The organism is Chryseobacterium arachidis (genome assembly GCF_900129245.1).
Classification (GTDB): domain Bacteria; phylum Bacteroidota; class Bacteroidia; order Flavobacteriales; family Weeksellaceae; genus Chryseobacterium; species Chryseobacterium arachidis.
Map to the genome: position 1 here is coordinate 1 of NZ_FQUT01000014.1, position 26011 is coordinate 26011.

The following is a 26011-nucleotide window of genomic DNA, read 5'->3' on the forward strand; positions in this document are numbered from 1 at the left end:
CTCCTTTGTTCAAGACTTTTTACATCAGATTTACTTTCAACACTAAAATAGCAACCACAATCTTTGCACTTATATCTTTGTAAGCCTCTTGTAAATCCAGCTTTAACCTTATTCTCTGATTGACATTTATAACATTTCATAAAACTAATTTATGAAATATATTTTAATTTAACAATACCAAATATTTAAATAAATTATTAAAAAATTTAATACGTCGCGTTTTGACGTAATGATCAAATAGATTTGTTATAGAAATTAGAAAGCAATTAATTAAAAGTGGATCTAATTAAATATCAACAATCAAATATTATAAACAAAATCTTATGAGCATTCCAATTAGCGAAGTTGAGTATCTATACACAAATGATGTTTTAGTAGAAGATATTCTTAAAAGAACTGATTTAAGATCAGGAATTGATTTAAATTACAGAGAAACTACTGTGTGGTACGATAATAATCCAATACTTCCAACAACTGTATTAGATGGGATTATTTATCGAAAGTTTGGAGACAAGTATTATAAACTTCAATTTTCCGAATCATTAGATGCCCGATGGTTTGGGCTTTTAAATGATACTGATGGTTGGGCAGCTCTCACTAAAGGTGTAGATATGGCGCAAAAATTACATGTTCCTTTATATATACCTTCAGGAAACTATTCTCTGTCTAAACCATTGATGCTTCCAAACAATATTGAAATTATAGGAGATGGCACTGATAAAACGTGGATCAATAATGGCTGGACTCCTGTAGAGGGAGGAATAATGCTTAAAAATGCAGATTCTTATCCTTCTCATATCAAACTAAAAAATATGTCTTTCAATGGGGCACTGGTTAATCAGTGGTTTGATGTAAATTCCTCGGACCCTAGTGGTTACCAATCTTCTTTTGAATTTGAAAATGTTAATATCCATAATATTCATGAAGGTAAAGGCTTTGTGTGCCATATTCCTTTTCTAGTCAATATTTTTAAAAATGTAAATTTTTATGATGTTGCTTCTTCCATTGAATTAATTGGAGGAACTAGTAATTTAAACTCTTTCTACAATTGTAATTTTAGTGGTAGAAAAATGCTGTTTATCAAAAACCAAAGTGAAGCCAATACATTTTATTCGTGCAGATCTGAAGGAGGTGGTATATCGGGAAGTACAGATGCAACTATTGAAGTTGAAAATGCAACCAACCTTAAATTCATTGGGTGTTATTTTGAAAACACCATGGCCAACTTATTGAAAGAAATACAATCACGAAATGGAGTTACTTTCGACGATTGTCATTTTACGGGCTCAGAAACTGGACCATGGGCAGATTTTCACTTTTTATCAGATGGTATCATAAATTTTATAAATCCTTACTTCGGAGAAGCAAATGGTATCGTATCTAAATTCACATTAAATGGAAATCTTCAAAATGGATTTCAAAAAAGAACTTTAGGGCAGCATTCCACACAAATTCTAGAAAACAGCTCTCATAGAACAGACTTCCTTATCACAGATAAAGAACTTACCGTTAATACCAATAAGTTAAAAATATTTAGTATAAAAATACCCAGTGATGATGTCGTAGCAGTAAATTTTAAGCAGATCAGCGGAAAAATAAAAATTGATTCTTATACTCTTACTAACGGAGGATTTCCATTTAGTGATTCTTATGAAATAGATATTTTATTACCATATCAGAGTGGATATGCCATCAATTTTCACAAACAGATTAAAGAGATTTATCATACTTTATTTACTGCAGATGTAGAAATAGAAACCAATAATGATATTGTTAATGTATTTGTAAATATGAATTATCCAACCTATCTTGATATAATAAAATCTTTATGTACCATAAAAGTTGAGCTGAATAAAAATACCACCACCGGTTATAAAGATCTTGAAATTTTAATATAAAGCATTTTATAAAAGAAATGGGGAACAAAAAGTTTGCTCCCCATTTTAATTATTTTTTATATTTCATCCTTTTTATCTGCTTGTTTTATTTATTGCAGTTCTATCGGATTACTGTTTTTCTTTGCTTCTTCTTTCACTCTCTCTTCCATTCTCTTTCTCATATCACCAGGATTTCCGCCGCCTCCACCCGGACGCCCTACTCTCACTGGAGCCGAAATTCCTCCGCCACCACCTTGGTTCATGAACGCCATCGGATCTTCCTGAAATTTTTTCTGCTGTTTCACATAATCTCCTCTTTTTACCTTAATGGTATTTCCGAATTGGTTTAAAGTCGGGAAATCAGCAATTTTATAATTTTTCATTAAATCAAAAGAATATTCGCCTTGAGCATCCTCCGCCTTCACAATAAGCCCCGGAAGCCCGCTGAATTTGTATGGTCCATCCTGATAAGGCAAATCTGTGGTAAACCAAGCCGTCCATTTTCTTCCCGCAAAATCCGCCTCTGCTTTCTGAACTTTATATTCCCCGATTTTAGTGGTTTCAGAAGAAATTTTCCAATTAATCGGTCTGTCTTCCTCGTAAGTATAAATATCTCTTCCAATACGATCCTTAAAAATCGTTTTTTGATTTTTCTTATCCTTTTCGATAGAATAATTGATGATCGATCTTAAGCTCTGCATTTGATCCCTGTTAAAACCTCTGGCCCCTCCACTTTGGAAATTAGCCTGCATTACAGAATCTCTTTTGATTCTGTTTTCAGAATAAAAAACAGATTTTTCAGGAGAAATATCCAAATAGGCATTTTCCGTTTTAACATCATTTTTATCAGATGCATCCGGCTTCATAGTAACCTGATACACAAATCTGTTCGTCTGTGCAAAGGCCGTCTGCATGAATAAAGCTAAAGCAATAAATCCCAATTTTTTCATTATATAATATTTTTATTTTAAACATCTAAATTAATCCTATCATGAGGTTTCGATTTAAAACAACACAAAAAAACCAGATAATTGTTGTCTCATCGTTAATTTTATTTTATAGATAGAAAATAAGGTTTAAAGTTAAATCAAAAACACAATGGCAGGGTTCAAGACTAAAAATTTATATGTTTTTAACATGAGATCAATGAAAAAAATACACCTATTAAGAACAGAATCATTAAAATAGATATCTTCGATTTGAGATTGCGGAAATTAGTTCGTATTTTTGCATCATTAAATCATTCTAAATAAATACAATGATAAAAGTATCAGATCAAGCAAAAGCAAAAGCCATCCAGCTGATGACAGAAGATGGTTTTAAGCCTTTTGAAGACTATATAAGAGTTGGGGTGAAAAGCGGAGGATGCTCTGGTTTAGAATATGTTTTGAAGTTTGACAACGAAAAGACAGACTCTGATCAAATTTTTGAAGACAATGATATCAAAATTGTTGTAGATAAAAAATCAATCCTCTATTTAGCAGGAACCACTCTTGAATATTCAGGAGGTTTAAACGGAAAAGGATTTGTTTTTAACAATCCTAACGCATCCAGAACTTGCGGATGTGGTGAAAGTTTTTCTTTGTAAGAAAAAGACATTGGATGCAGGTTTCAGATTTCGGGCAGTGCAGTTCAAATTTGAAATCTGTTTTCTAAAATCTTAAAAAAAAATAATGAGTAAATATACTGAAGACGATCTAAGAGTCGATCTAGAAAATAAAAAATATGAATTCGGCTGGGAAACAAAAATCGATTACGAAGATTTCCCGACGGGTTTAAATGAAGACATCGTCCGTGCAATTTCCGCTAAAAAAGAGGAACCTGAATGGATGACAGAATGGCGTTTGGAATCTTTCAGAATCTGGTTGAAAATGGTGGAGCCGGAATGGGCAAATATTAAATATGAAAAACCGGATTTTCAGGCAATTAAATATTATGCTGCTCCAAAGGCAAAACCAGAACTGGAAAGCTTAGACGAAGTAGATCCTGAATTATTGAAGACTTTTGAGAAATTAGGAATCAATATCGAGGAACAAAAAAGACTTTCAGGAGTTGCTGTGGATATTGTAATAGATTCAGTTTCTGTGAAAACAACTTTCCAGGAAACTTTGATGGAAAAAGGAATTATTTTCTGCTCTATCTCAGAAGCAATTAAAAACCACCCTGATCTGGTAAGAAAATACCTTGGAAAAGTAGTTCCGAGAGGAGATAACTTCTATGCAGCATTGAATTCCGCAGTATTTTCTGACGGAAGTTTCTGCTATATTCCAAAAGGCGTAAGATGTCCTATGGAATTATCTACGTATTTCCGTATCAATCAGGCAGGAACAGGTCAGTTTGAAAGAACGCTTGTGATTGCGGATGAAGGAAGTTATGTATCTTACTTGGAAGGTTGTACAGCACCATCAAGAGACGAAAACCAGCTTCATGCTGCCGTTGTTGAGCTAATCGCAATGGATAATGCTGAAATTAAATATTCAACCGTTCAAAACTGGTATCCAGGAAATGAAGAAGGAAAAGGTGGAGTTTTCAATTTCGTAACGAAAAGAGGACTTTGCGAAAGAAATGCAAAAATCTCATGGACACAGGTTGAAACAGGTTCTGCGGTAACATGGAAATATCCTTCTTGCATCTTGAAAGGAGATAATTCAATCGGTGAGTTCTACTCTATTGCTGTGACGAACAATCACCAGTATGCAGATACAGGAACAAAAATGATCCACATCGGAAAGAATACGAAATCAACAATTATTTCTAAAGGTATTTCTGCCGGAAAATCTCAAAATTCATACAGAGGTTTGGTAAAAGTAATGCCGACTGCAAAAGGAGCGAGAAACTTCTCTCAGTGCGATTCTTTGTTGATGGGTAATGAATGTGGAGCACACACTTTCCCTTACATCGAAATCAAAGATCCGACTGCTCAATTGGAGCACGAAGCAACGACTTCGAAAATCGGGGAAGACCAGATTTTCTACTGCAACCAAAGAGGTATCGATACGGAAAGAGCCATCGCATTGATCGTAAACGGTTTCAGTAAAGAAGTTTTAAATAAATTACCGATGGAATTTGCTATTGAAGCTCAGAAATTATTGGAGATTTCTTTGGAAGGTTCTGTCGGATAGATTCATTTTATCGCAAGGTTAGACTAAGATTTTTAGTCGCTTATTATTTATTTTTAAGATAAACAAAGGCGCTAAAGCTTAGAAAAGCAATACAAATTTTAAATTGAATTCCTACAATTAACTTATGTATCTTTGCGGAAATTTACACAAATGACTGAAAATGAAATTTCAAAAATTGTCTTTGAAAGTGGGTTAAAAATTCACAGAAAATTAGGAATAGGATTATATGAAAGCATTTACGAGGAATGTTTATTCTATGAATTGAAAAAAACGGGGATTAAAGTGGAAAGGCAAAAATCTCTTTCTATTCAATACGAAGAATTGTTACTTGAAAATGCTTTTAAAATGGATTTATTGATTGAAAGCAAAGTAGTTTTGGAAATTAAATCTATTGAAAATTTAACCAATTTTCATGCTGCACAATTAAAAAATTATTTAAGACTGGGAGATTATAAGTTAGGTATGCTTATTAATTTCAATTCTCAACTATTTAAAAATGGTGTCATGAGAATCGCAAACGGTCTCGATTAATTTAGATATAAAAAGAAATAGTATTTCATTGATAAGCGTTAGCGCCTTTGTTTATCTTAAAAAAGCAAAGGAGATTATAGAAAATCTTAGTCTAACCTTGCGATAAACTCAATTATATGTTAGAGATAAAAAACTTGCACGCCAAAATTGAAGACGGCGACAAAGAAATTTTAAAGGGAATCAATCTTGAAATAAAGCCGGGTGAAGTTCACGCGATTATGGGACCAAACGGAGCGGGAAAATCTACTCTTTCTTCTGTTATCGCAGGGAAAGAAGATTATGAAGTGACAGACGGAGAAATCATTTTCGGAGGTGAAAATATCATCGAAGATGCGCCTGAAGACAGAGCTCACAAAGGTATTTTCTTATCTTTCCAATATCCGGTGGAAATTCCGGGAGTTTCTGTAACCAACTTCATTAAAGCTGCAATGAATGAAAACAGAAAAGCAAACGGATTGGGAGAAATGCCTGCAAAAGAAATGTTGGCGTTAATCCGTGAGAAATCTGAGCAATTAGGTATCAAAAAAGATTTCCTTTCAAGATCACTGAACGAAGGTTTTTCGGGAGGAGAAAAGAAAAGAAATGAGATCTTCCAGATGATGATGCTTGATCCGAAATTGGCGATTCTTGATGAAACGGATTCAGGGTTAGACATTGACGCATTGAGAATCGTTGCAGACGGTGTCAATGCATTTAAAAATGAAGGGAATGCAGTTCTTTTGATTACACACTATCAAAGATTGCTTAATTATATCCAACCTGACTTCGTTCACGTTCTGGCAAACGGAAAAATCATCAAAACGGGTGATAAATCTCTTGCTCTTGAACTGGAAGAAAAAGGTTACGACTGGCTTTTAAATTAATTAAAAGATTAAGGAATTCAGAGATTTAGATTGAATCTCTCGGTTTAACAATTTTAGCCAAACAAAAAAAGAAAAAATGGTGCAAACCACAGATATACCAGTAATGGCATTAAAAGAACAGATTATAGAAAACCACAATGAATTTTTGGAGAGTCTTCGTCACAGATTTCTGGATGAAGATCGTAAAGCAGCTCTTCAAAGATTCGAAAAAGTTGGTTTTCCGACGAAAAAAGACGAAGAATATAAATATACCAACCTAAAGGAGATTACTGAAAAAGGATATAACTTTTTCCCGAAGGAAAGCCACAATATCACCAAAGAGCAGTTGGACGAACTGCATTTGGGTGAAGAAAATTTTGACTGGATTACTTTCGTAAACGGTAAACTTCGCAAAGAATTATCAAAAGTTTCAATTGAAAATGTTGAGTTTCTTTCATTTAATTATGCTTTAAATGACGAGAAACACAGAGATGTTTTCGAAAAATATTTCAATACAATTGCGGCAGACAAATCAGCTTTCACAAATTTGAATCAGGCTTATTGCAAGTATGGTTTCTTTTTGAAAGTTCCTAAAAATGTTGTGATTGAAAAACCAATTCACGTTTTCTATATTTCCCAGAATCAGGAAGAAAATACTTTCTATAATACGAGAAATTTATTAATTGTAGAAGAAGGTGCAAAGGTGGAAATCATTGAAAGTCACCACAATTTCGACAGCACTTATGTACTGACAAATTCTGTAACAGAGATTTTCACATATCCGAATGCAAAAGCAGACTGGCATAAATTACAAAACGATAATGATACTTCTTACTTAATTGACAATACTTTTGCAAAGCAGGAAAAAGACAGTTTAACGACTGTTAATACGTTCTCTTTCGGAGGTAAACTGGTAAGAAATAACTTAGATTTCATTCAAAACGGATCGAATATTAATTCATTCATGAACGGGATCACCATTATCGGAAAAGATCAGTTGGTAGATCACCACACGGCGGTTCACCACAATCAGCCAAATTGTGAAAGTTATCAAAACTACAAAGGTATTTTCAGCGGAAAATCTCATGGCGTTTTCAACGGGAAAGTATTTGTAGATAAAATTGCTCAGAAAACGAATGCTTATCAGCAAAACAACAACGTTTTATTAAGTGAAGGCGCAACAATTGATACAAAACCACAATTAGAGATCTTTGCAGACGATGTGAAGTGTTCTCACGGTTGTACGGTTGGGCAATTGAATGAAGATGCGTTGTTCTATTTAAGAGCAAGAGGTATTTCTAAAAAAGAAGCTCAGGCATTGCTTTTATACGCATTTGCCAACGATGCGATGCAGAATATCGATATTGAGCCTTTAAAAGAGAAAATTTCAAAGCTTTTGGCAGAGAAACTAGAAGTTGATATAGAGTTCTAACAATATATAATTGATAATAAGTAAAGCTGTTTCAGAAATGAAGCGGCTTTTTTGTTTCTTTAGTTTTAGTAATTTTTAAACCAATTATTCATATTTAATGTATATGAATATCTATAGCATTAAAAAATGTGAATAATATTTTATTGATCCAGTCTCCGAACGAATTTTAAGAGAAAAACATTTAATAAAAAATTTTTACATTTACGGTAAAACACAAGCAAAATGCTGATTAAAGTTTACGGAAGTGCCATTCATGGAGTTGCGGCACAGACCATTACAATCGAAGTAAATGTAGATACAGGCGGAGTTGGCTATCATTTGGTAGGTCTTCCTGACAATGCCATTAAAGAAAGCAGCTACAGAATATCTGCAGCCCTTAAAAATGTGGGCTATAAAATTCCGGGTAAGAAAATTACCATCAATATGGCTCCCGCAGACCTCAGGAAAGAAGGAGCCGCCTACGATTTAAGCATAGCCATTGGGATTCTTGCGGCTTCGGATCAGATTCTTGCCGAAAATATTCAGGATTATATTATTATGGGGGAGCTTTCTTTGGACGGAAGTTTACAGCCCATCCGGGGAGTTTTACCTATTGCCATTCAAGCTCGGGAAGAAGGTTTTAAAGGCATTATTTTACCCAAACAAAATACTCGGGAAGCCGCGATCGTTAATAATCTTGATGTATTTGCAGTAGAAAATATTAAAGAAGTGATCGATTTTTTTAATGAAGGAAAGCCACTCCAAAAAATAGTTTTGGACACCCGAAAAGAGTTTCAGGAAAAGATCAATGAGTTTCCGTTCGATTTTTCAGAAGTCAAGGGACAGGAAACAGCTAAAAGGGCAATGGAAGTTGCTGCCGCAGGCGGCCATAATATTATTCTCATTGGACCTCCCGGAAGCGGAAAAACAATGCTTGCTAAGAGAGTTCCAAGTATTTTACCGCCCCTTACTTTAAAAGAAGCTTTAGAAACCACCAAGATCCATTCTGTAGCCGGAAAGATGGGGACAGAGACTTCATTGATGACAGTAAGGCCTTTCCGGGCACCTCATCACACGATTTCAGATGTTGCACTTGTCGGCGGTGGTGTCAATTACAAAAGAAAATGATAATTTACAATACAAAATGATAAAATAACAAATAGAAGAAATGGCTGAAAATATTCTCCATCAAGAAATCTGCTTTTTAAAAATGAAATGGTGAGTATACAGTTTTTAAATTATAATTTAGACAGGCTAAAACTTCTCAAAAGCCATTTAAAATATTAGAAATTTTTAGTAATTGTTGCCCACATATTTCCAAAAAATTTCAGCAATTTCGACACAAGCAAAAAAAGATGCATTTGCTATTCTCATGATTACAAACAAGTATAGATTCTATAATTTATTCATCTATGGTATAAAGTATTGTTTTTTGAGATTCAATATTGTCATAGAGTTCTAATCTCCATTTCTACAATATAGTTCAATCTGTATCAAATTTTATATCACATGAAACCTCTAGTTCGCACATAAGCACAATACGTATTTTGGTAAAATTATTTCTATCCAGATTATTAAACCAAATAATTTAACAGTTGATAGAACTGCTAAACTTTTGGGTATTACACGAACTACCATGTCCAACATCGTCAATGGTAAAAGCGTAATCACTCTCAGTATGGCAATAAGTTTAATATTATCTTATTTTACAAATATGTATTAATAAAGTTTTAAATCTCAGTGTCATTAAAAAAGCCTGCTTTTTTTCATCTTTAGGACTGTTTGAGGGTAAAGTCATAATGAGTTAAGATAATGGAGGCTGTAATAAATTTAAAAATGCTTTCTCACTGTAATATTTGAATTTGTATCGGTTGACAGTGTGCTTGACACATCGGCTCTCATTCTGTATTGTATTTGAATTTGAGTCCCTGCAGTCAGCACCCCCATCCAATATAAAGGCATATCTCCTTGAGCTCCTCCTGCACCAGTTCCATAATATGAAATAGCAAGTACTGTAGAATTTGATGCATTAAATAGCCTTGCCCCTAATGCCTTACTATTACCATTTGTCGTTGATAATCTTAGCGAAACATTTCCAAAAAATGAATACAATCCTGTTGTGGGAATTGTTAAGGTTCCCGTTGCATGGATATTTCCCACATCTAATTTTTCAGTTGTAAAATTCATTGTTGTCCAAGCTGAATAATTAGGAGTTACATAACTGGCGTTGACAACAGCCGGACTTCCAGCAAATAAGATCTGTGTTTTATTCTTGTTATTGATTTCTGCTCGAACATCTGATACCTCACCAATATTTGTCCACTGGGTGCCATCCCAAATATAATAAGTGTCTTTAATGACGTTATTTGGCGATGAGCCAGCATCCGATAAATTGTAAATCAGGGTGCCTTGTTCAGGGGAATTTGAAGATACGGTTACGGGAACTGTGGTGATGTCGTTAATATTCAACAACTGGACACGAGGAATAAGTAATCCTTTATTTGTGCTATATAAATCTAAAATAGTGCTCGGATCAGGATTACTTGTTCCTATACCCACTTGGGCGTATACGTTTATCTGTAAAAGTACAAATAAAAGAAAAGTATATGTTATTTGTGTTTTCATATTACTGATATTTATAAATGTTAAGTGTTCCTGTTTGTATTCTATAATTGTTGGCGGTATAGATGTATTGGAAAGTCAACAAATCATTTAGGGTCAAATTGGTAGTTAATATTGTTGTGGTATACATTCTATTATTAATGGTGTTATCTCTACCATATGATGTTGCCAAGCCTGATGCTCCTCTTAACAATGTATGTACAGTAGTGCCCCCATTATTTCCGGTATTGGACATTTCTGTAATAAATTCGATCATATACAATCCGTTACTTGGGGTAAGATATTTATTAGTTGAAATATTCCATCCTGAATATTTATCAAATAATATTTCAGCAGTTGTTAAAGTTAAATTTGTGAAACTGCCACCAGCTGCAGAGCCAGCCGCAATGATTGGTTTTTGGCCTATGGCAGCACTAAAAATAAGAAGAGGAATTTGTGAGGAGGCAATAATCTCTTCAGTGGAAGTGGGAGTTGCTTGAGAGCGATAAGTATTATCGCTGCTCCAATATGTTATTCCTTTTGCAATATCATTGCCTATATCAGAATTTGTGTTATAAAGCATTACTCCAACCGCTGGATTAGAAATAGGATTTGTTATATCCGTTTTGTTCGTTACAGACAAGCTTGGAATTCTTAAAGCTTTGTTACCGGAATCAAGTTTTAACATGGCAGATTGGGAAGCAGAACTTGAGCCAATCACAACTTGAGCATTTGTCAGAATAACAATGAACCCACATAAAAAAATAAATATTTTGCACATCATTATGTTAATTATTTGAGATTTTAGAAATAGAGACATTTGGATTTGTAATCTGATAAGCCGCATTGGATGATTGAGCTCTAAAAGTAATCAAATCATTAGCGGCAAGATTAACGGTACAAGTGCCTGAAACACCTCCGTATTGGTAAACTTTTGAAGTACCATAGGTGCAAATTGCAGTTCCATTTTTTAATACATATACCATAGCGCCTCCTAATGTATCTCCCGATACGTTTCTTAGGTCGACATTGTATGAGATAACATAGCCACCAGCTTGTTGAATGGTATATCCAGTATAAGTAGTTGGTCCACCAAGTGCTCCGGGAGGGGAATCTTGGTATAACGTATTAAATGTCAAATTAGAAATAGTTCCTGCTGGTATACTTCCTGAAGCCGCCATATTGCTCGCTGCAAATACGGGAGTGATAAATGGAATTTTTTCTACTTCAGTTTTTACTTCTTGTTTAGACCACATTTTTTCCCACATCGTTCCATTGTAAGCGTAGAGCCCCTTTGTAACAGCGGTATTTCCTGAACTGGCGTTGGAGTTATTGTAAATAATGAAGCTGGTCTTAGGGTTAGGAATTGTTGTAATGTCAATGGTGGAAGTAAGTGAAACAATTGGTAATTGCATTCCTTTATTGGATGCTTTTACTTCTAAAATGGTTGAAGGATCTGGAGTTGATGTTCCAATCCCAACACTTCCGGTTTGCGCTTTAGTTACAGAAAACCAAAGAAATAGAACAATTGCTTTTTTCATTTGCTAATTTTGTTAAGGTTATAAAATGTGTAGTCGAGTGTTATCACTAAAATAAATTAGTGTAAGAGGAAAGTACCTTTTTAATACAATAGCTTATTATTGTCTTAGTTTTAAATGAATAATATAGATTATATTGAAAAGAAAGTAGATTGTAAACTTTTTATTGTATCTTTTTAATTATTTGCAGATACTAAACTAAAATTAGCATTCGATAATAATAAATGAAAATATTATCTATCAATAAAATTTCATACAGTTTTCTGAATAAAAAGTTTATTTAAACTAACCATCTAGAATGGTTTCCTAATTCATTAGATTAGATAATCTAATTGAACCATTTATACGCAAAGCTTTGTAGCACCATAGTAGCTATACCAACTTGAGCTAAAGAATTACAAGCATAGATAATTATAATAAAATAAATGTTTTTTCATGTTGTTGTTGTTTTTAGAATCATTGTGTGTAATTATTTATTTCACAGTTTTTATTCATTAAAGATACCTATATTATCATTAATTACAAAAAAAAATAAAATTATTAATATATTATTGCAAAAATAATGTATTATTTTCTTTAACCACGATAAAAAGGTATCGATATTTGTCGTATAAATTGTCGATAAATATCTACTGTCCCAAAAGTTTTATGAGAAATACTAAGATTAATGGTATTTTCATGTATCTTATTCTGAAATATGTCAGCAACATTTTTACACATATAATAATTAACAACAATTGAACATTTATTGTTAATTATTATATGTGATTAAGTTTAAAATACACGAATAAATATTTTTAAGATCACATTTAAACAAGCTACAGTGGATATTTGTCAAATGAGCAATCACGTCTTATCAAAATTTCATTATCAAAAGCTTCTGATAAAGTCAGTTATCAAAAGTTAAACATAATCAAAAGTCAAAAATACACATTATTTAACTCGACAACTTGGTATTTCGACTTTTGATTATCATTATTTTGCAAAGCAAATGCGAATTAGCAAAGTAAATGCAAAAAATTGCAAAGAAGATGCAAAAATAATATATTTGAAATTTTAGTCTTATTCTTGTTGAGATTATCGGTTCCTTATCGGATCAGAGGAAATTTGTTTTTCTTTCGTATGCTTACTTCTTTGTGAAGTTTTCGTCAATTAACTAGACTTTCTTTACAGATCCCCAATTCTTCAGCTACCGAGGATACATCGCCTCGCTGCTCACTTAAAGATACTGCTTGGATCTTAAACTCTAAACTGTAATTTTTTCTGATCTTTTTCATACTCTTAAAGATAAAGAGTATAAGAATTGTGTCCTAACAAAGTTAGCAACTCCAGAATATACTTATATTATAACTAGTGACTTTTATCAATACGATAAAAAGTAGCCTTACTAATACCTGCCTGTTTACATGCTTTATCTATTGGAATATTTTTATTATCATATAGATGTTTTGCATATTGATATTTTTCTATATTTGTGGGACTTGATCCCGTTGGTCTTCCCAATAGCTTTTTTCTTTTCCGTGCTCCTTCTAATCCAAACTTTGTTCTCTCACTGATTAAATTTCTTTCAAACTCAGCAACGGCTCCGAAAATTTGAATAATAAATTTACCATTAGCTGAAGTTGTATCGAACGCTGGTTCTGTTATACTTTTAAAAAAAACTCCTTTCTCATTAAACTTCTCAATTAGATCAATCATGTTTTTTAATGAGCGAAAAATACGATCTGTTTTGTAAACCATAATTATATCATCCTTTCTTAAATAGGAAAGCATTTCATTAAGACCAGTTCTATCCTCGCGAACACCACTAGCTATATCTGTAAAAATTTTTTCACATCCATTTTCTTTAAGCATTTCTATTTGCGTAGAAATATTCTGCTCGGAAGTTGAAACTCTGGCATAACCTACAGTCATAATTTTTCGTTTTAAAAAATGATCGTTTTATGATACTAAATAAAAATTTAGTTTTATGAAACAAAAATAGTATTATTTTCCGTCTCATTTAATTGTTTTGTTAAAAAGTGTTTTTTAAGACTACTTAATTATTTTTTTGATAAAGAAACACGTCATTACAATATTTTTAATATTTTTATCATTATCTATTGTAAATCACGATATGTTACCAAAAAAAACACAAAATTTACCCCGGGCACTGAAACTTCGTCCATGGGTATATGAAGAAGCAAATAAAATAGAATTCAAGAATAAGTTCTGGTTTATATCATGGTTAGGCAAAAGTTATTATATAAATGACACTATTTATAGAGATGTGTATATTACACTCTGTAATAATACGCACTTTAAATTTCAGAAAAATTCTAAAACATTTTGTGTTCAATTTCGGGAAGAATATACAATTAGACTCAAACAGGGAAATTATTATGACTATTTAGGCAAATTTTTAAGCTCGGTATATAATCACGAAAATATTAGAATTAAAAATAATGTTCTGATAAGTAGAGAAAATAATGGGGCTATTATAAATATTGACAATTTACTCGGGAAGGGGAGAACTTATTATCCTCTGAATAGTACAGAGATTTATGGAGATGTTGCATGTTATCTGGTAGATATTGATAATAGTAAGTATATTATACCTATGAATGTAATCCAGTCATATTTTTATACACTGTCATCAATGACACTTTATAATTTGATATATGGCGTTTTCGTACCAGGCATCGTTAAGCCATATAAATTTGAAGAATATGCAGTTGTTGCGTTTAGATCTTCTCTGATAAGTACATTAGAAGCGAGAATATTAAGTAAGTTTTATTTCTTAAATGGTGTAGAGATTAAAAAGTTATACCAAATTCGTCGTACTTTTTTAAAAAATTTATTAAATAATAGAAAAAATAATCAGGAAGAAAAAGCCTATATAGATTATACACTACCATTTAAAAAAAATGTTCAGGTTGAAATGTCCCTGCATTACCATCCTGTTGATTTGGAAGAAAACATTAATATGGTTTATGCTATCAGTAATATATTGTTACCTGCATATGGGTCATTATTTGAATCAGATAATTACATTTTAAGAGACGATGATAAAGTTTTATTCATAGATAATGAAGATATTGTTAGTGAAGGAACAACATTGGGAATTCAACATCATTACAATGGGCAAGAAGTTTCTAACACACCTTTTACGAATAATGACGCTATCTTAAATGTTAAGGAAAATGATGAAGGCCCTAAGTTTTATGAATCACCGAGTATTTCTGATGCCTTACCTACGAAAATTAAAAATAGTGTTAGTTTTGAAAATAGCTTTGTCAGACATATTAATATGTATGATGAATTTATTTCCAGTCATAATAGTAATAGCGAAACAGGAGCCATAAATTTAATTTATGGACTGTCGAAAGGCAAAGATTATATGCTTGCGATACTTTCAGTATTTGAATTATTGGAAAAATCAGCAGAATTTAAGTGTAAGTATATTTACTTGAAGAGACAGGAGACAAGCAAATTTTCTTATGATCCATTTAATTTTCAAGATAATGGCTCGATTTTGCTTTTTATGATTGAATTTAATGATAGCTGTTTTTGTATTATCGTAAGAAATAATAAATCAAATAGAATAGGTATTATTAAACGATTAATAACTGGTGTTTTCGATGAAGAAAATGATGAGAAGCTGAAGTTAGGATTAATAAAGATTAGTCGGGATTATCATTATAATTGGTCTAAACTAAAAACATCAAAGTTGAAAATTCACGATTTTATAGTTGTTGATGCTCTTAATAATAAAGAAAGAGATACTTTAGAAGAAACTGTTGAAAATTTGCACAAAAGAATCCTAAAAGGGATTAAAGATTCAGTAGAGAAATAAGCCAATAATCAATATCATGACTATAAGTTGAAAGATAAGATTTTGATAACTTGAAATAGCCTAATTCCTCTTGAATATTTCCAATATCTGTTAGGAACTTATAGATAACAGGAAGTGTTTCCTGTCTTTCTTCCAATGACCAAAAACCCACTTCATTATTTAATTGTGACAGCTTTATATTATACTTATTAGTTAAAAGATCATTTAAATTCCTATTAAACTTATTTGCTTGTGACCCTCTTGCAGATCTACACAATAAAATAAGTCCATTTACAAAGGAAAATGAATAATTAGTGAATTGATTATATCCCATTTTTAATGTTATATCCATAAATTTCTGATATTGGAGTTCAGCATTTGAAGGATTTGCCAACTCAATTTTTGCCAAGTCAATTTCACAGTTCCAGCATTTTGAAAATGGGATATGTACATTTGGTACTGATTGATTTCCGCTATTGTATATTTTATGATATGAAATAGGCTGTTGGCATTTTGGGCATCTGTCAATAAGTTGAGACTTACATTTACAGCAAGCAATAGTGGTAAATAATCTCCACTCTTTTTTATAATAAGGAAAAGAAGCTAAACATTTTGGACAGCACATTGTGCCAAATCTTTTTCTGTTTCTATGATTAAGACCAAGACTTAAAATACGACTTTTTCTCTTTGATTGATCAGTGAAGTTTTCGTAATACGATGTTAAAAATAAATTTTCTATCCTTTTTCTAGATAATGGTGTGTGTTCATAAAGAAAATCCGTAAGATATGTTGGTTTTAGATAATCTATATCCCTGCCAAAAATGGGAGCATTATATCCAAAATTATTTTTAATAAATGTCAATGGTTTCACATAGTGGTTGATTGCAAGTCTACAATACCAAGAACTAAAAAGTTCGTTATTCTCAGGACTTATATATGCCGGGAATATATTTTTTCTATACTTTTTAATATAGACCACTAAGCAAAATACCTTTTTTTTCTATCTTGGGGAGATATGTAATCAATATTTAAAAGAATTTCTTTTGTTATTTTTTCTTCTCCGCTTTTTATAGCTTGAATACTACATAATTCTAATATTCTAGCTACTTCACCAATTAAACCGTCACTCATTGCTAAAAGTTTAATTACCATTGAATTTTCTGCAAGCATTGATTCTTTTCTAAGAGGGATTAATGCTTCAAAGCTAACTAAAAGACGTTTAAATTCAAGATCATTTGACCATTTGGGAAGAACACGTGGCTCAAAGCGATTAGCGAGTTGTTGGTCACTCTGAATAACATTGAAGGCTAACATTGTTCCTGCACAGATAATAGGGATTTGTAAGTCATTTGACAAATGCTTTATTACATTTAGAAATTTTCTTTGTTTTGTAGGTGTTCCTGCTAAAACATGATGTATTTCGTCTATTATCAATATTTTAGTTTGTAATTCAATAAGCATTTTCTTTACTCGCAAATATCTTAAATCTAACTTCTCAGATGTTTTATAAGGAGCGAATATATGCTCAAGAATTGCGTTATAAAATCTCCTTTCATCTGGTTCAGGTGGGGCTTGCACCATAATAACGGGATTAATGACACTTCCTGTCTTTGAATCAAATGAAGCTTCATATTTTTGATTAAACTTATTCAAAATTGCCGTTTTACCATTATTTGATTCGCCTACTAACAAAAGATTTGTCATTCTGGTACTTTTAGGGTAGGTCATTAACTCTTCCATCCTATTAACAATTTTTGTTGCCTGACTGTAACCTATCCACTTAGGATACCTGCATGAAGATATCCTTTGGGATTCGGTAGAACTTTCTACAAATTCTTTAGTATTTTTTGTTAAATGTTTCATCATCTAAATCTTCAAAAGGTATAATAACTTCAATTTCCTGAACGTCCGATTTTAATTTGTTTAATATAAACTCAGGCTCTTTATTTTTATAATCAAAAATCTGAGTTTGTCTTCTTTCTTTTTTTGTTTTTGAAATCGAATTTCTTTCAATAGTGCTTAATTCTTTAAATGCTTCGAAAATATTTTCTTCGCTAATCTCTTTGTTTCTGTCTTTTACTTTTTTTAGTGCATCTCTATACTCCCATATGGAGATAGCCGGATGGGTAGCATTCCTAAATGGAATATCATAATATTGTTCAGTCTGAGGATCAAGAAAATAAATTATACTTATATCCCGGGGATCTCTTTTAAAAATATAACCACCCTTATCTTTTCTATGAATATGAGGTCTTAATACATCATCATAATAATAAAGATGATCAATAACCACTCCATATTCTTGGACTGATCTTTCAACATAAGGCATAAAGTCTAATCTTGTTCTTCTAATGTCGTTTATTCTTGGAAGAATGCCTCTACCAGAAATATTTTCATTCCCTATAATTCCGTCTTCGTATTTTTTTAGTGGGGACACACCTAAGGAGGAATGAATTCTCGTATGATAGATTTTTGTTATATAGGTAAGTAGCCACCGCTCAAATTCGGCTAAAGTAAAAGAGGATTTTTCTTCACTCTTATAATTTTTTCTTTCTTGTTCATTAGAAAAAGTTGTACCGGGGAGATTATGGATTTCTTTTGAGAAGGTTCCAAGCAATCTTTCTATATGACCTCCGTAATGTGGTGTAGCAACTGGACGGTATTTCAACGAAATTCCATAATTATCACAAGCATCTTTTAACATTTTGCCATGAAATTCCTTTGCATTATCGAGATGTAAGCAATCCATTACACCCCAACACGGCCAATGTGCTGACACTCCAATGCGTTCCATCCACAATTCTTTAGGTAAGATTGAATTTGAAATGCACATTCCTGTACCTATTGCACCTGGAGGATCAAAAGATAGATAAATACCAACAACCATTCTGCTATATACATCTATTGCGACGGTAATCCAAGGCCGTTTATATGCTTTTCTTTCTAATTCATCAACTAAAATTATGTCTAACAGAGTGTGGTCTATTTGAACAATTGATAATGGATAGGTAGCTTCCTCATAATGTGATTTTATTGGTTCATATTTATATCTAGCTTCCTTAATTCCAAATCTCTTTTTTATTTTTTCTTCATCGGAAACGCATTTAATTCTATTTCTGATTGTGTTATCGTGGGGCGAAGTTATACCCAAATCGTGGCATGCAATTTTTATTTCTCTAATAACCTTTGTAATAGATTTTCTATTTTGGTTCAAATAAACAGAATTTATCTTATCAGAAATAATAGCTTCTTGCTGATCTGTAAGTCTACTTTTCCCTTCTCCTCCTGTTTTCTTTTTTCCTGCTAACGATGATACAGTCTGTCCTGTATCATAAAGCTTCAGCCATCTGTAGATAGTTGGAACACTTACATTGTTATCAGAAGCAACTTTATTTATAAATGATAAGTCTCCGCGAGCTGAAAGTAAAGGCTTAATAATGTTAAATCGATCTTTGGCCTTCTCCCAATCTTTATCAGTCAGAATTTCTAATGGTGTACTCGCTGAATCAGTAAAAGGAGTAATATCTTTTACAGAAACTGTATGTATAATATTTGATAGAATTTCTGAGATAGAAACAATAGATGTACTTATTATTTTAACAATAATACATTCTTTATTATCATAAATAACTTTTTCTCCTTTAGAAATATATGTTCTATTCATATTAGGACCATATTATTGTATTGAGAGATAGTTTTTCCTCTCGATTAAAATTAAGTAATTTACCATAAACTAAATACCAGGTAACATATAAAATTTCTGCTTTTCGTTCAAATGTTTTTCCTAATTCTTCCAAAAGTTGCTTTATGGTTAATCTTTTAAATTTATTTACAGTTTCACAAATCATATGAATATCCACGTCATTTATAAATTTCCCCTTATTATGATAGGTGCTTAAGAACATATAATTGTACAATAAATTTGTATTTATTTCATGTTCTCTCAAGATTTGATAATTAATTTTATTTGTTTGCAAGAGCTTTTCAATTTCTTGAAGTTCTTGATCATCAATTAAATGTTTATTTAAAATGATCAGTTTTTCTCGATCATTTTCATACTTAACGTAAAAGTCAGGAATAAATTCCCTAATTGATTTTTTGTAAAAGTAGTTAATCTTGAAAGGCTGCTCACAATAACTAACTATACTATTATCGTTCTCTAATATATGCATATAGTTTCTTGTCCAATAGTGGGGGACTTTCTTTTCAGGATGCTTCTGAATAATGAGCGAATCTGTGTTTAAGAGAACGTTTTTGAAATCTATCTCGTGAGTCTTTTTGTAACTTATTATCACCATGTTCTGTAAATTTTTAAAGTACATGATTTATAAATTGCAAATGATTATCATCTTCTTTTGTGAAAATAATAGATTTTTTGCCAAATTTTCTCATGTACTTTACAAATTTACAGGTGGCGGTTATCCACAACCTGGAGAAATTTCTCTGGCTCATAACGGCGTTTTATTTTTAGATGAAATGCCCGAATTCAAAAGAACAGTTCTGGAAGTGATGCGGCAGCCTTTGGAAGACCGTGAAGTGACTATTTCCCGAGCCCGATTTACGGTTAATTATCCTGCAAGTTTTATGCTGGTAGCATCCATGAACCCAAGTCCGAGCGGTTTTTTTCCGGATGATCCTAACAATACATCGTCTGCTTATGAAATGCAAAGATACATGAGCAAGCTTTCAGGGCCGCTTCTGGATAGAATCGATATCCATATCGAAGTGCAGAAAGTGGAGTTTGAACAGCTGGCAGAAAGAAGAAAAGGTGAAAAAAGTGAAGATATCAGAAAGCGTGTTTTAATTGCACGTGAAATACAAAGGGAACGATATAAAGATTTAAAAATCAGCTATAATGCTCAAATTGGTCCCAAGGAAATTGAAAAGTTTTGTGAATTGGATGAATCTTCTTTTACTCTGATCAAAATGGCAATGGAAAAACTCAATCTTTCCGCCAGAGCTTATGACAGAATTCTAAAAGTTGCAAGAACCATTGCCGATCTTGATGAGTCTGAAAGCATTTTATCAAATCATGTATCTGAAGCGATACAATACAGAAGCCTTGACAGGGAATTCTGGAATGCCTAACAGTGTTTCATCACATGAATTCTGAAAAATATTGGTGTTTGGAATAAGTTTTTAAAATCAAAAAACGTCTATTCATCAATATAATTCCCATTTAAGAGAAAAAAAACAAAGATTTTGCTGTTTATTACAATTATTATGTTAAATTTAAATACCATTTTTTAAATATTACAGCAATATGAAAACAGATTTATCAAACACCTGCTAGCTTTCCTTTAATCTGAAAATATAAAGTTAATTTTTACAAATATTACCTCTGTATTTTTAGTTCTGTCATTACCAAATCAAATTTTCAAAAAAGTAAAAAACACGTTTCTTGTTGATCGTGCAAAATTTTTATTGTCTTTTTTCGAAAAAATTTTATACAAATCATTAATAATCAATCATAAAAAATCAAAATAACATTTTAACTTAAAAAACTCTATTAACATGTCAAACACAACATCAACAGAGCAAGCGCTCACTGCAGGAGTGGCCATTCCACTATCATCACAAGACAAAGAAAAAATTTTACATGAATTCAATAGCACAGGTTGGGATTATAAAATAGATGAAACTTTACTTTCCCTTTTTCAAAAACAAGCAACTCTTTTTCCTGAAAAACCTGCAGCCGTATTCCGGAATAAAGAGATTACCTATCGGGAACTGGATAAACTGAGCAACCAAATAGCCAATCTGCTTATAAAAAAAGGGATTAAAGAAGGAAGGTATGTTCCTGTCTGGTTAGACCGTTCTCTGGAATGGATTGTCTCTATTTTAGGTATTCTAAAAACGGGTGCGGCTTATGTCCCAATCGATCATTCTTATCCTGCCAAGAGAGTAGAATTTATTCTTGCTGACACCTCTGCAATTGTATTAATTACCAATAGCTTGTTGTCTTCTTCTTTAGCAGAAACCGATACAGAACTTTTTATTTTCAATACAACAGAAGACCTTCAAGGCTTTAATGCAGAACCTGCGCATATAAAAATCGGACAGGAGTCTTTAGCCTATACAATATATACTTCAGGATCAACAGGAAATCCGAAAGGCGTGATGGTTTCCCATCATAGTATTCAGCATCTTGTTACGTGGCATAATGAATATTTCCATGTAGATCATACATCCAAATTGAGCCTTGTTGCGGGGCTCGCCTTCGATATTTCGGTTTGGGAAACCTGGTCTGCGCTCACTTCTGGCGCAACGATTTATATTGCAGATAATGAGGAACGTACAGAAGCTTCTGCTTTGGTTAATTATTTCCGAAAAAACAGAATTACTCACGGTTTTGTACCTACAGTCCTTGCTCCTTCTGTTATAGAAAAAACGAAAAGCCAAAATGATTTGGCTCTGAAATATCTTTTTACCGCAGGAGAAAAGCTTAAACCTGTACTAACGTCAGAACTGAATTATGAACTTATTGATTATTATGGACCTACGGAGTGTACCGTATATGCCACCTTCAGAAAAGTAAAAGATGCAAACGGGCAATACGTATCTTCAATAGGAAAGCCCATCGCCAATGCTAATGCATATATTTTAAATGATCAGTTGGAGTTATTACCGGTAGGTGCCACAGGAGAGTTATTTATCGGAGGAAATTTGCTGGCAAAAGGATATTTAAATAACCAGCAATTAACCGAGACGAAATTCATTAAAAGTCCTTTCAAAGAAAACGAAAAACTGTACAGAACAGGAGATCTTGCCAGATGGACCGCCAATGGAGACATAGAGTTTTTGGGAAGAATTGACAATCAGGTAAAGATCAGAGGTTTTCGTGTGGAGCTTGGTGAAGTGGAAAGAGCAATCGCCCAAATCAATGGTGTAGAAGAAGCATCTGTTATTACAAAAGATAATAATGGAGACAATAAATATCTCGTTGCTTTTGTCGTGCCTAAAGATAACTTAGAAAAAGATATTTCAATCATCAGAAACCAGCTGAAAGAAGAATTACCTGGTTATATGATTCCCGCACAGATTATTTTTATTGATAAAATCCCGCTTACGCCTAATGGAAAGACTGATACAAACCTTTTAAAAACACGAGCAGACGAGGAAGCGAAAGAGCTTATTTCCCATGAACCGCCAACAAACGATACCGAAAGAATTATCGCTGAAATCTGGGCTGAAGAACTGGAAAGACCTGTTATCAATATCACCGACAACTTTTTCGATATCGGAGGAAATTCACTTCTTGTAGCCATTGCAGCTGTTTCTTTACAGGAAAAGCTGAATGTGAAGGTTTATATCCGGGATGTATATCAGTACCCTGTTCTTCGGGATTTTTCAAATGCTTTAATAGCAAGAGCAAAAGAAGAAAGAGAAGCACTCCCGGTAGAAGATGTGGAACCTTATGTAGAACTTCAGAACGATGTTTATCTTAATCAGGGAACCGTTTTCGAAGGAACCTTTGATCCGAAACAATTGAAAAACCCGAAAGCAATATTCCTGACAGGAGTTACAGGATTTGTAGGAATTCATCTTTTACAGGAGCTTTTGGATACAACAGAAGCAGACATCCATTGTCTGGTAAGAGCTCAGGACGAATTTCATGCAATGGAAAAAATCGACAAATGTTTTAAGCAGTTTCATATTCCGAGAAAAACTGGTCAAACATCAAGAATTATTCCGATCGTCGGAGACTTGGCTTTGCCTTCATTAGGTCTGTCTGATCAGAAATTTAAGGAACTTGCAGGAAATTTAGATCTCATTTACCATTCCGGAAGCTCTGTTAACTTTATTGAGCCTTATTCTTATATGAAAGCTCCGAACGTAGAAGGTTTAAGAGAAATCATCCGTCTTGCGGGAGCCGAAAAAACAAAATGCCTGGCTTTACTATCTACCATTTCGGTTTACAGCTGGGGACATATTTTTACCGGAAAAACTGTGATGATGGAATCTGATGATATTGAACAAAATATTATTTCTGTAAGTAAAGACATCGGCTATGTAAGAAGCAAATATGTGATGGAAGCAATTGCCGATCTTGCTGCTAAAGAAGGATTACCGTTAATAACCTACCGTCTCGGCTATGCAATGTGCCACAGTAAATCGGGAGCCAGTGCGCCTTACCAGTGGTGGTCTGGCCTGGTTAAAAACTGTATCGAGTTCAAGTCTTACCCTATGCTTACGGAACTGAGAGAAGGCTTGATTACTGTTGATTATATGACTCAGTCAATGGCTCATATTACCAAGAACAAAGATGCTATCGGAAAAAAATTCAATCTGATTGCAAGTCCTGAAACCAATCTTACCTTAGAACAGTTTTTCGATTTGTTTAAACAATATTATCCTTTCGATCTGAAAGGGCTTTCTTATAAAGACTGGCGAAAACAGTGGGAAAATGACAGTAAAAACCGACTGTATCCGTTAACAAGCCTGTTTAAAGATAATATGCATGAAGGTCTTTCCACCGTGGAACTGTATCAGCACACTTATATCTGGGATTGCTCGAATGTCATCAAGTTTCTCGAAGGTTCTGGAATTAAAGAACCTGTTTTTGATAAAGCACTGCTGGATTCTTATTTGAATTATTTAGGAATTAGTGTTAATTAATTGTATAGGTTTCGGGGCAACAAAGTTGCCCCGAAACTTTTTTATTATTCTATTCATGGAAAATACGTCAAGTTTTGTCGCCATATAATCCCAAATTTACCATTATCAATTAAGAATAACTTCATGAAAACAGCTGACGAAATTCTGGAAATCAATTCAAAAGAAAAGAATTTAACTTCAATTAATTTATTGTCTAAAGAATTTGCACCTAACGAAAGTTCAGTGGCAGAAATCAATATATCTAAACTAAACAACACTTTTGGAACATTGATTATCCAAAACAGCAATGGGCAGTCGGCAGAATTTTCTTGGCAGAAAAATGTACTTTCATCCAATACTGAAACGGGTTATTTTAAAGAAATTAGGAATGATTTAGGAATCGTTGTTCATTATAATGAAAATTCGATTACCGTGATTAATGGTGGCGTGAAACAATTTCTTGTGGTGAATCTGGAAATGTAAAAATCTAAACTCCTTTCTTCCCATCCAAAATCATCCGTATCATTTTTATCTTTCTGTTTTCCCTTGTTTCGGGCTTTTTGGCTTCTTCAATCCAGCGAATATATTCTTTTTTATGGGTATAGCTCATTTTGTCAAACAATGTTTTCGCTTCCTTATTTTCATTAAAAATCAGAACAATATCATCCTCGATTTCAACAGTTCTCTCCTCTTTATCTTCAATTAAAGAAACAAAAACTTCATCGCCAAAAGTTTTTCCTAGTTGTTTTCGGATTTCCTGAGTCAGACCTAAAATATGACAGTCGGATTTCATTTTAGCCAAGCTCCCACGATATTCAACTTTATCATCGAAAGTCGCCTTGATTTTTACCTGACCTTTTTTATTAAATAGTTCTTCCGTAGAAAAAGGAAATTCGACAAAAGCAGCATTTATTTCCCCGTTTTGCTGAATGACAGCTTTAAATTCTATTGATTCTTTTTTCATGAGTTTAAATTAACAAAGTAACCACCATAAATAAAAGCTTTCTAATTTTCCGTCTTTAAAATAAAATATAAAAGAATCCTCCCCGTCTTTCGCAACAGGAATTCTGAAGCTTACGACATTCTTTTGATCGGTTTCATCTTTTTTCAGTTTTGGAAAAAGCTTTTGAAATTTATTGATTGTTGTATTTTTATTAAGCGTAATATGATGCGACTTGATCTCAAAATCATTTTTATCCGCCTGAGCCTGGCTGAAAAGAATAATATGATTATCCGAATTGAATTCAGCATGATTCACATAGAAAGTGGTTATTTTTCCATCAAAATTCACCAGATCTTTTCCATACGTTTTTTCCATCCATTCTTTGTCAAGCCAATCAAAGGCGCTTCCGCATTCCCATAATTCGGTTTTTACGGAATCGTGTTTCGGATAGATTTTTCCGAATTTTGCTTTGGAAAGAATGATATCATTTCCATTAACCAAAACGTTTTCTAATGCCAAATGATCATCCGTAAAAGGACTTGGAGATATTTTCTTTGAGATATGATTGGTGTTCAAACTGTCTTTTTCTGAACTGATTTGTACCGAAGAATTGCTTTTCATCTTTACATTCTTATCTGTTTCCTTCTTACAATTGAAAAGGAATAAGAGTGTCAGGAAACTCAGGAATATTTTAGTTTTCATTGTGTTTGTAAGCTATTTTAAAGCTGTTAAAA

23 protein-coding genes and 2 pseudogenes are annotated in these 26011 nt (G+C 32.9%); 12 read left to right on the forward strand and 13 right to left on the reverse strand.

The genetic code is table 11. The features are described from left to right. Positions 1-140 (reverse strand): IS1/IS1595 family N-terminal zinc-binding domain-containing protein (locus BUA89_RS23575; protein ID WP_455423254.1); only part of this gene is annotated, 140 nt, incomplete at its 3' end. Positions 141-323: 183 nt separating this feature from the next. On the opposite strand from BUA89_RS23575, the gene BUA89_RS18600 reads away from it, so the two are divergent. Continuing rightward, on the forward strand, positions 324-1898 hold the full coding sequence (locus BUA89_RS18600; protein ID WP_072962082.1) for a right-handed parallel beta-helix repeat-containing protein: 1575 nt from the start codon (positions 324-326) through the stop codon (positions 1896-1898). Between the two features lie 89 nt (positions 1899-1987). Here the strand turns inward: BUA89_RS18600 and BUA89_RS18605 are convergent, their stop codons facing one another. Continuing rightward, complete coding sequence (locus tag BUA89_RS18605) at positions 1988-2827, reverse strand: GLPGLI family protein (RefSeq protein ID WP_072962086.1); 840 nt, start codon at positions 2825-2827, stop codon at positions 1988-1990. Between the two features lie 308 nt (positions 2828-3135). On the opposite strand from BUA89_RS18605, the gene BUA89_RS18610 reads away from it, so the two are divergent. The 7 genes and pseudogenes from BUA89_RS18610 (at position 3136) to BUA89_RS23525 (ending at position 9506) form a co-directional block, all read left to right on the forward strand. Then, positions 3136-3465: a HesB/IscA family protein gene (locus tag BUA89_RS18610; protein WP_072962090.1), complete on the forward strand. Its 330-nt coding sequence runs from the start codon at positions 3136-3138 to the stop codon at positions 3463-3465. Positions 3466-3550: 85 nt separating this feature from the next. Then, a complete protein-coding gene (gene sufB, locus BUA89_RS18615) occupies positions 3551-4999 on the forward strand; it encodes a Fe-S cluster assembly protein SufB (protein WP_072962093.1) in 1449 nt (482 codons plus the stop codon). A gap of 150 nt (positions 5000-5149) precedes the next feature. Continuing rightward, the gene (locus BUA89_RS18620; protein WP_072962097.1) at positions 5150-5530 is read left to right on the forward strand and encodes a GxxExxY protein; all 381 of its coding nucleotides are present in this window, start codon (positions 5150-5152) and stop codon (positions 5528-5530) included. Between the two features lie 116 nt (positions 5531-5646). Beyond that, complete coding sequence (gene sufC, locus BUA89_RS18625) at positions 5647-6393, forward strand: Fe-S cluster assembly ATPase SufC (protein ID WP_072962101.1); 747 nt, start codon at positions 5647-5649, stop codon at positions 6391-6393. 103 nt (positions 6394-6496) lie between these two features. Next, positions 6497-7804 (forward strand): Fe-S cluster assembly protein SufD, encoded by a 1308-nt coding sequence (gene sufD / locus BUA89_RS18630; protein ID WP_072962431.1) that lies wholly within the window; start codon positions 6497-6499, stop codon positions 7802-7804. A 222-nt stretch (positions 7805-8026) separates the two neighbouring features. Continuing rightward, a pseudogene (locus tag BUA89_RS18635) lies at positions 8027-8890 on the forward strand (YifB family Mg chelatase-like AAA ATPase); the annotation flags it as partial. Positions 8891-9356: 466 nt separating this feature from the next. Further along, a complete protein-coding gene (locus BUA89_RS23525; RefSeq protein WP_394363796.1) occupies positions 9357-9506 on the forward strand; it encodes a helix-turn-helix transcriptional regulator in 150 nt (49 codons plus the stop codon). 107 nt (positions 9507-9613) lie between these two features. Here BUA89_RS23525 and BUA89_RS18645 read toward each other — a convergent pair whose 3' ends face one another. The 5 genes from BUA89_RS18645 to BUA89_RS18665 form a co-directional block, all read right to left on the reverse strand. Beyond that, positions 9614-10408: a hypothetical protein gene (locus tag BUA89_RS18645; RefSeq protein ID WP_072962108.1), complete on the reverse strand. Its 795-nt coding sequence runs from the start codon at positions 10406-10408 to the stop codon at positions 9614-9616. Between the two features lies 1 nt (position 10409). After that, entirely contained in the window at positions 10410-11168 is a 759-nt protein-coding gene (locus BUA89_RS18650; protein ID WP_143152396.1) for a hypothetical protein, read from the reverse strand. Between the two features lie 4 nt (positions 11169-11172). Continuing rightward, positions 11173-11925 carry a hypothetical protein gene (locus BUA89_RS18655; RefSeq protein ID WP_072962115.1) on the reverse strand — a complete coding sequence of 251 codons (753 nt, stop codon included), beginning with the start codon at positions 11923-11925 and terminating at the stop codon, positions 11173-11175. A gap of 1145 nt (positions 11926-13070) precedes the next feature. Continuing rightward, a complete protein-coding gene (locus BUA89_RS23530) occupies positions 13071-13199 on the reverse strand; it encodes a transposase (RefSeq protein WP_143152397.1) in 129 nt (42 codons plus the stop codon). A 73-nt stretch (positions 13200-13272) separates the two neighbouring features. Beyond that, on the reverse strand, positions 13273-13836 hold the full coding sequence (locus tag BUA89_RS18665; RefSeq protein WP_072962118.1) for a recombinase family protein: 564 nt from the start codon (positions 13834-13836) through the stop codon (positions 13273-13275). 202 nt (positions 13837-14038) lie between these two features. Between BUA89_RS18665 and BUA89_RS18670 the strand changes: the two genes are divergently transcribed. After that, entirely contained in the window at positions 14039-15757 is a 1719-nt protein-coding gene (locus tag BUA89_RS18670; protein WP_072962121.1) for a hypothetical protein, read from the forward strand. On the opposite strand, the gene BUA89_RS18675 is transcribed toward BUA89_RS18670, so the two are convergent. From BUA89_RS18675 to BUA89_RS18690, 4 genes are read right to left on the reverse strand one after another with little or no spacing between them, the layout of a single operon-like run. After that, complete coding sequence (locus tag BUA89_RS18675; RefSeq protein ID WP_072962125.1) at positions 15735-16715, reverse strand: TniQ family protein; 981 nt, start codon at positions 16713-16715, stop codon at positions 15735-15737. The two genes, BUA89_RS18670 and BUA89_RS18675, sit on opposite strands and share 23 nt — an antisense overlap. Next, positions 16715-17602, reverse strand: coding sequence for a TniB family NTP-binding protein (locus tag BUA89_RS18680; protein WP_143152398.1), 888 nt, complete (start codon positions 17600-17602; stop codon positions 16715-16717). The genes BUA89_RS18675 and BUA89_RS18680 overlap by 1 nt, the downstream gene beginning before the upstream one ends. Beyond that, entirely contained in the window at positions 17574-19400 is a 1827-nt protein-coding gene (locus tag BUA89_RS18685) for a Mu transposase C-terminal domain-containing protein (protein ID WP_072962132.1), read from the reverse strand. The genes BUA89_RS18680 and BUA89_RS18685 overlap by 29 nt, the downstream gene beginning before the upstream one ends. Position 19401: 1 nt before the next feature. Then, positions 19402-20034, reverse strand: a complete 633-nt coding sequence (locus BUA89_RS18690) for a PDDEXK family nuclease (RefSeq protein ID WP_178362474.1) — start codon at positions 20032-20034, stop codon at positions 19402-19404. A gap of 112 nt (positions 20035-20146) precedes the next feature. Between BUA89_RS18690 and BUA89_RS18695 the strand changes: the two are divergent. The 3 genes and pseudogenes from BUA89_RS18695 to BUA89_RS18705 form a co-directional block, all read left to right on the forward strand. Further along, positions 20147-20824 (forward strand): annotated as a pseudogene (locus tag BUA89_RS18695) (ATP-binding protein); the annotation flags it as partial. A gap of 426 nt (positions 20825-21250) precedes the next feature. Further along, complete coding sequence (locus BUA89_RS18700; protein ID WP_083531739.1) at positions 21251-24355, forward strand: non-ribosomal peptide synthetase family protein; 3105 nt, start codon at positions 21251-21253, stop codon at positions 24353-24355. A gap of 123 nt (positions 24356-24478) precedes the next feature. After that, on the forward strand, positions 24479-24817 hold the full coding sequence (locus BUA89_RS18705) for a hypothetical protein (protein ID WP_072962138.1): 339 nt from the start codon (positions 24479-24481) through the stop codon (positions 24815-24817). A gap of 4 nt (positions 24818-24821) precedes the next feature. On the opposite strand, the gene BUA89_RS18710 is transcribed toward BUA89_RS18705, so the two are convergent. Both BUA89_RS18710 and BUA89_RS18715 read right to left on the reverse strand, forming a co-directional pair. Continuing rightward, positions 24822-25298, reverse strand: coding sequence for a YdeI/OmpD-associated family protein (locus tag BUA89_RS18710; protein ID WP_072962141.1), 477 nt, complete (start codon positions 25296-25298; stop codon positions 24822-24824). Positions 25299-25307: 9 nt separating this feature from the next. Continuing rightward, a complete protein-coding gene (locus tag BUA89_RS18715; protein ID WP_143152400.1) occupies positions 25308-25979 on the reverse strand; it encodes a hypothetical protein in 672 nt (223 codons plus the stop codon). Positions 25980-26011: the final 32 nt, after the last annotated feature.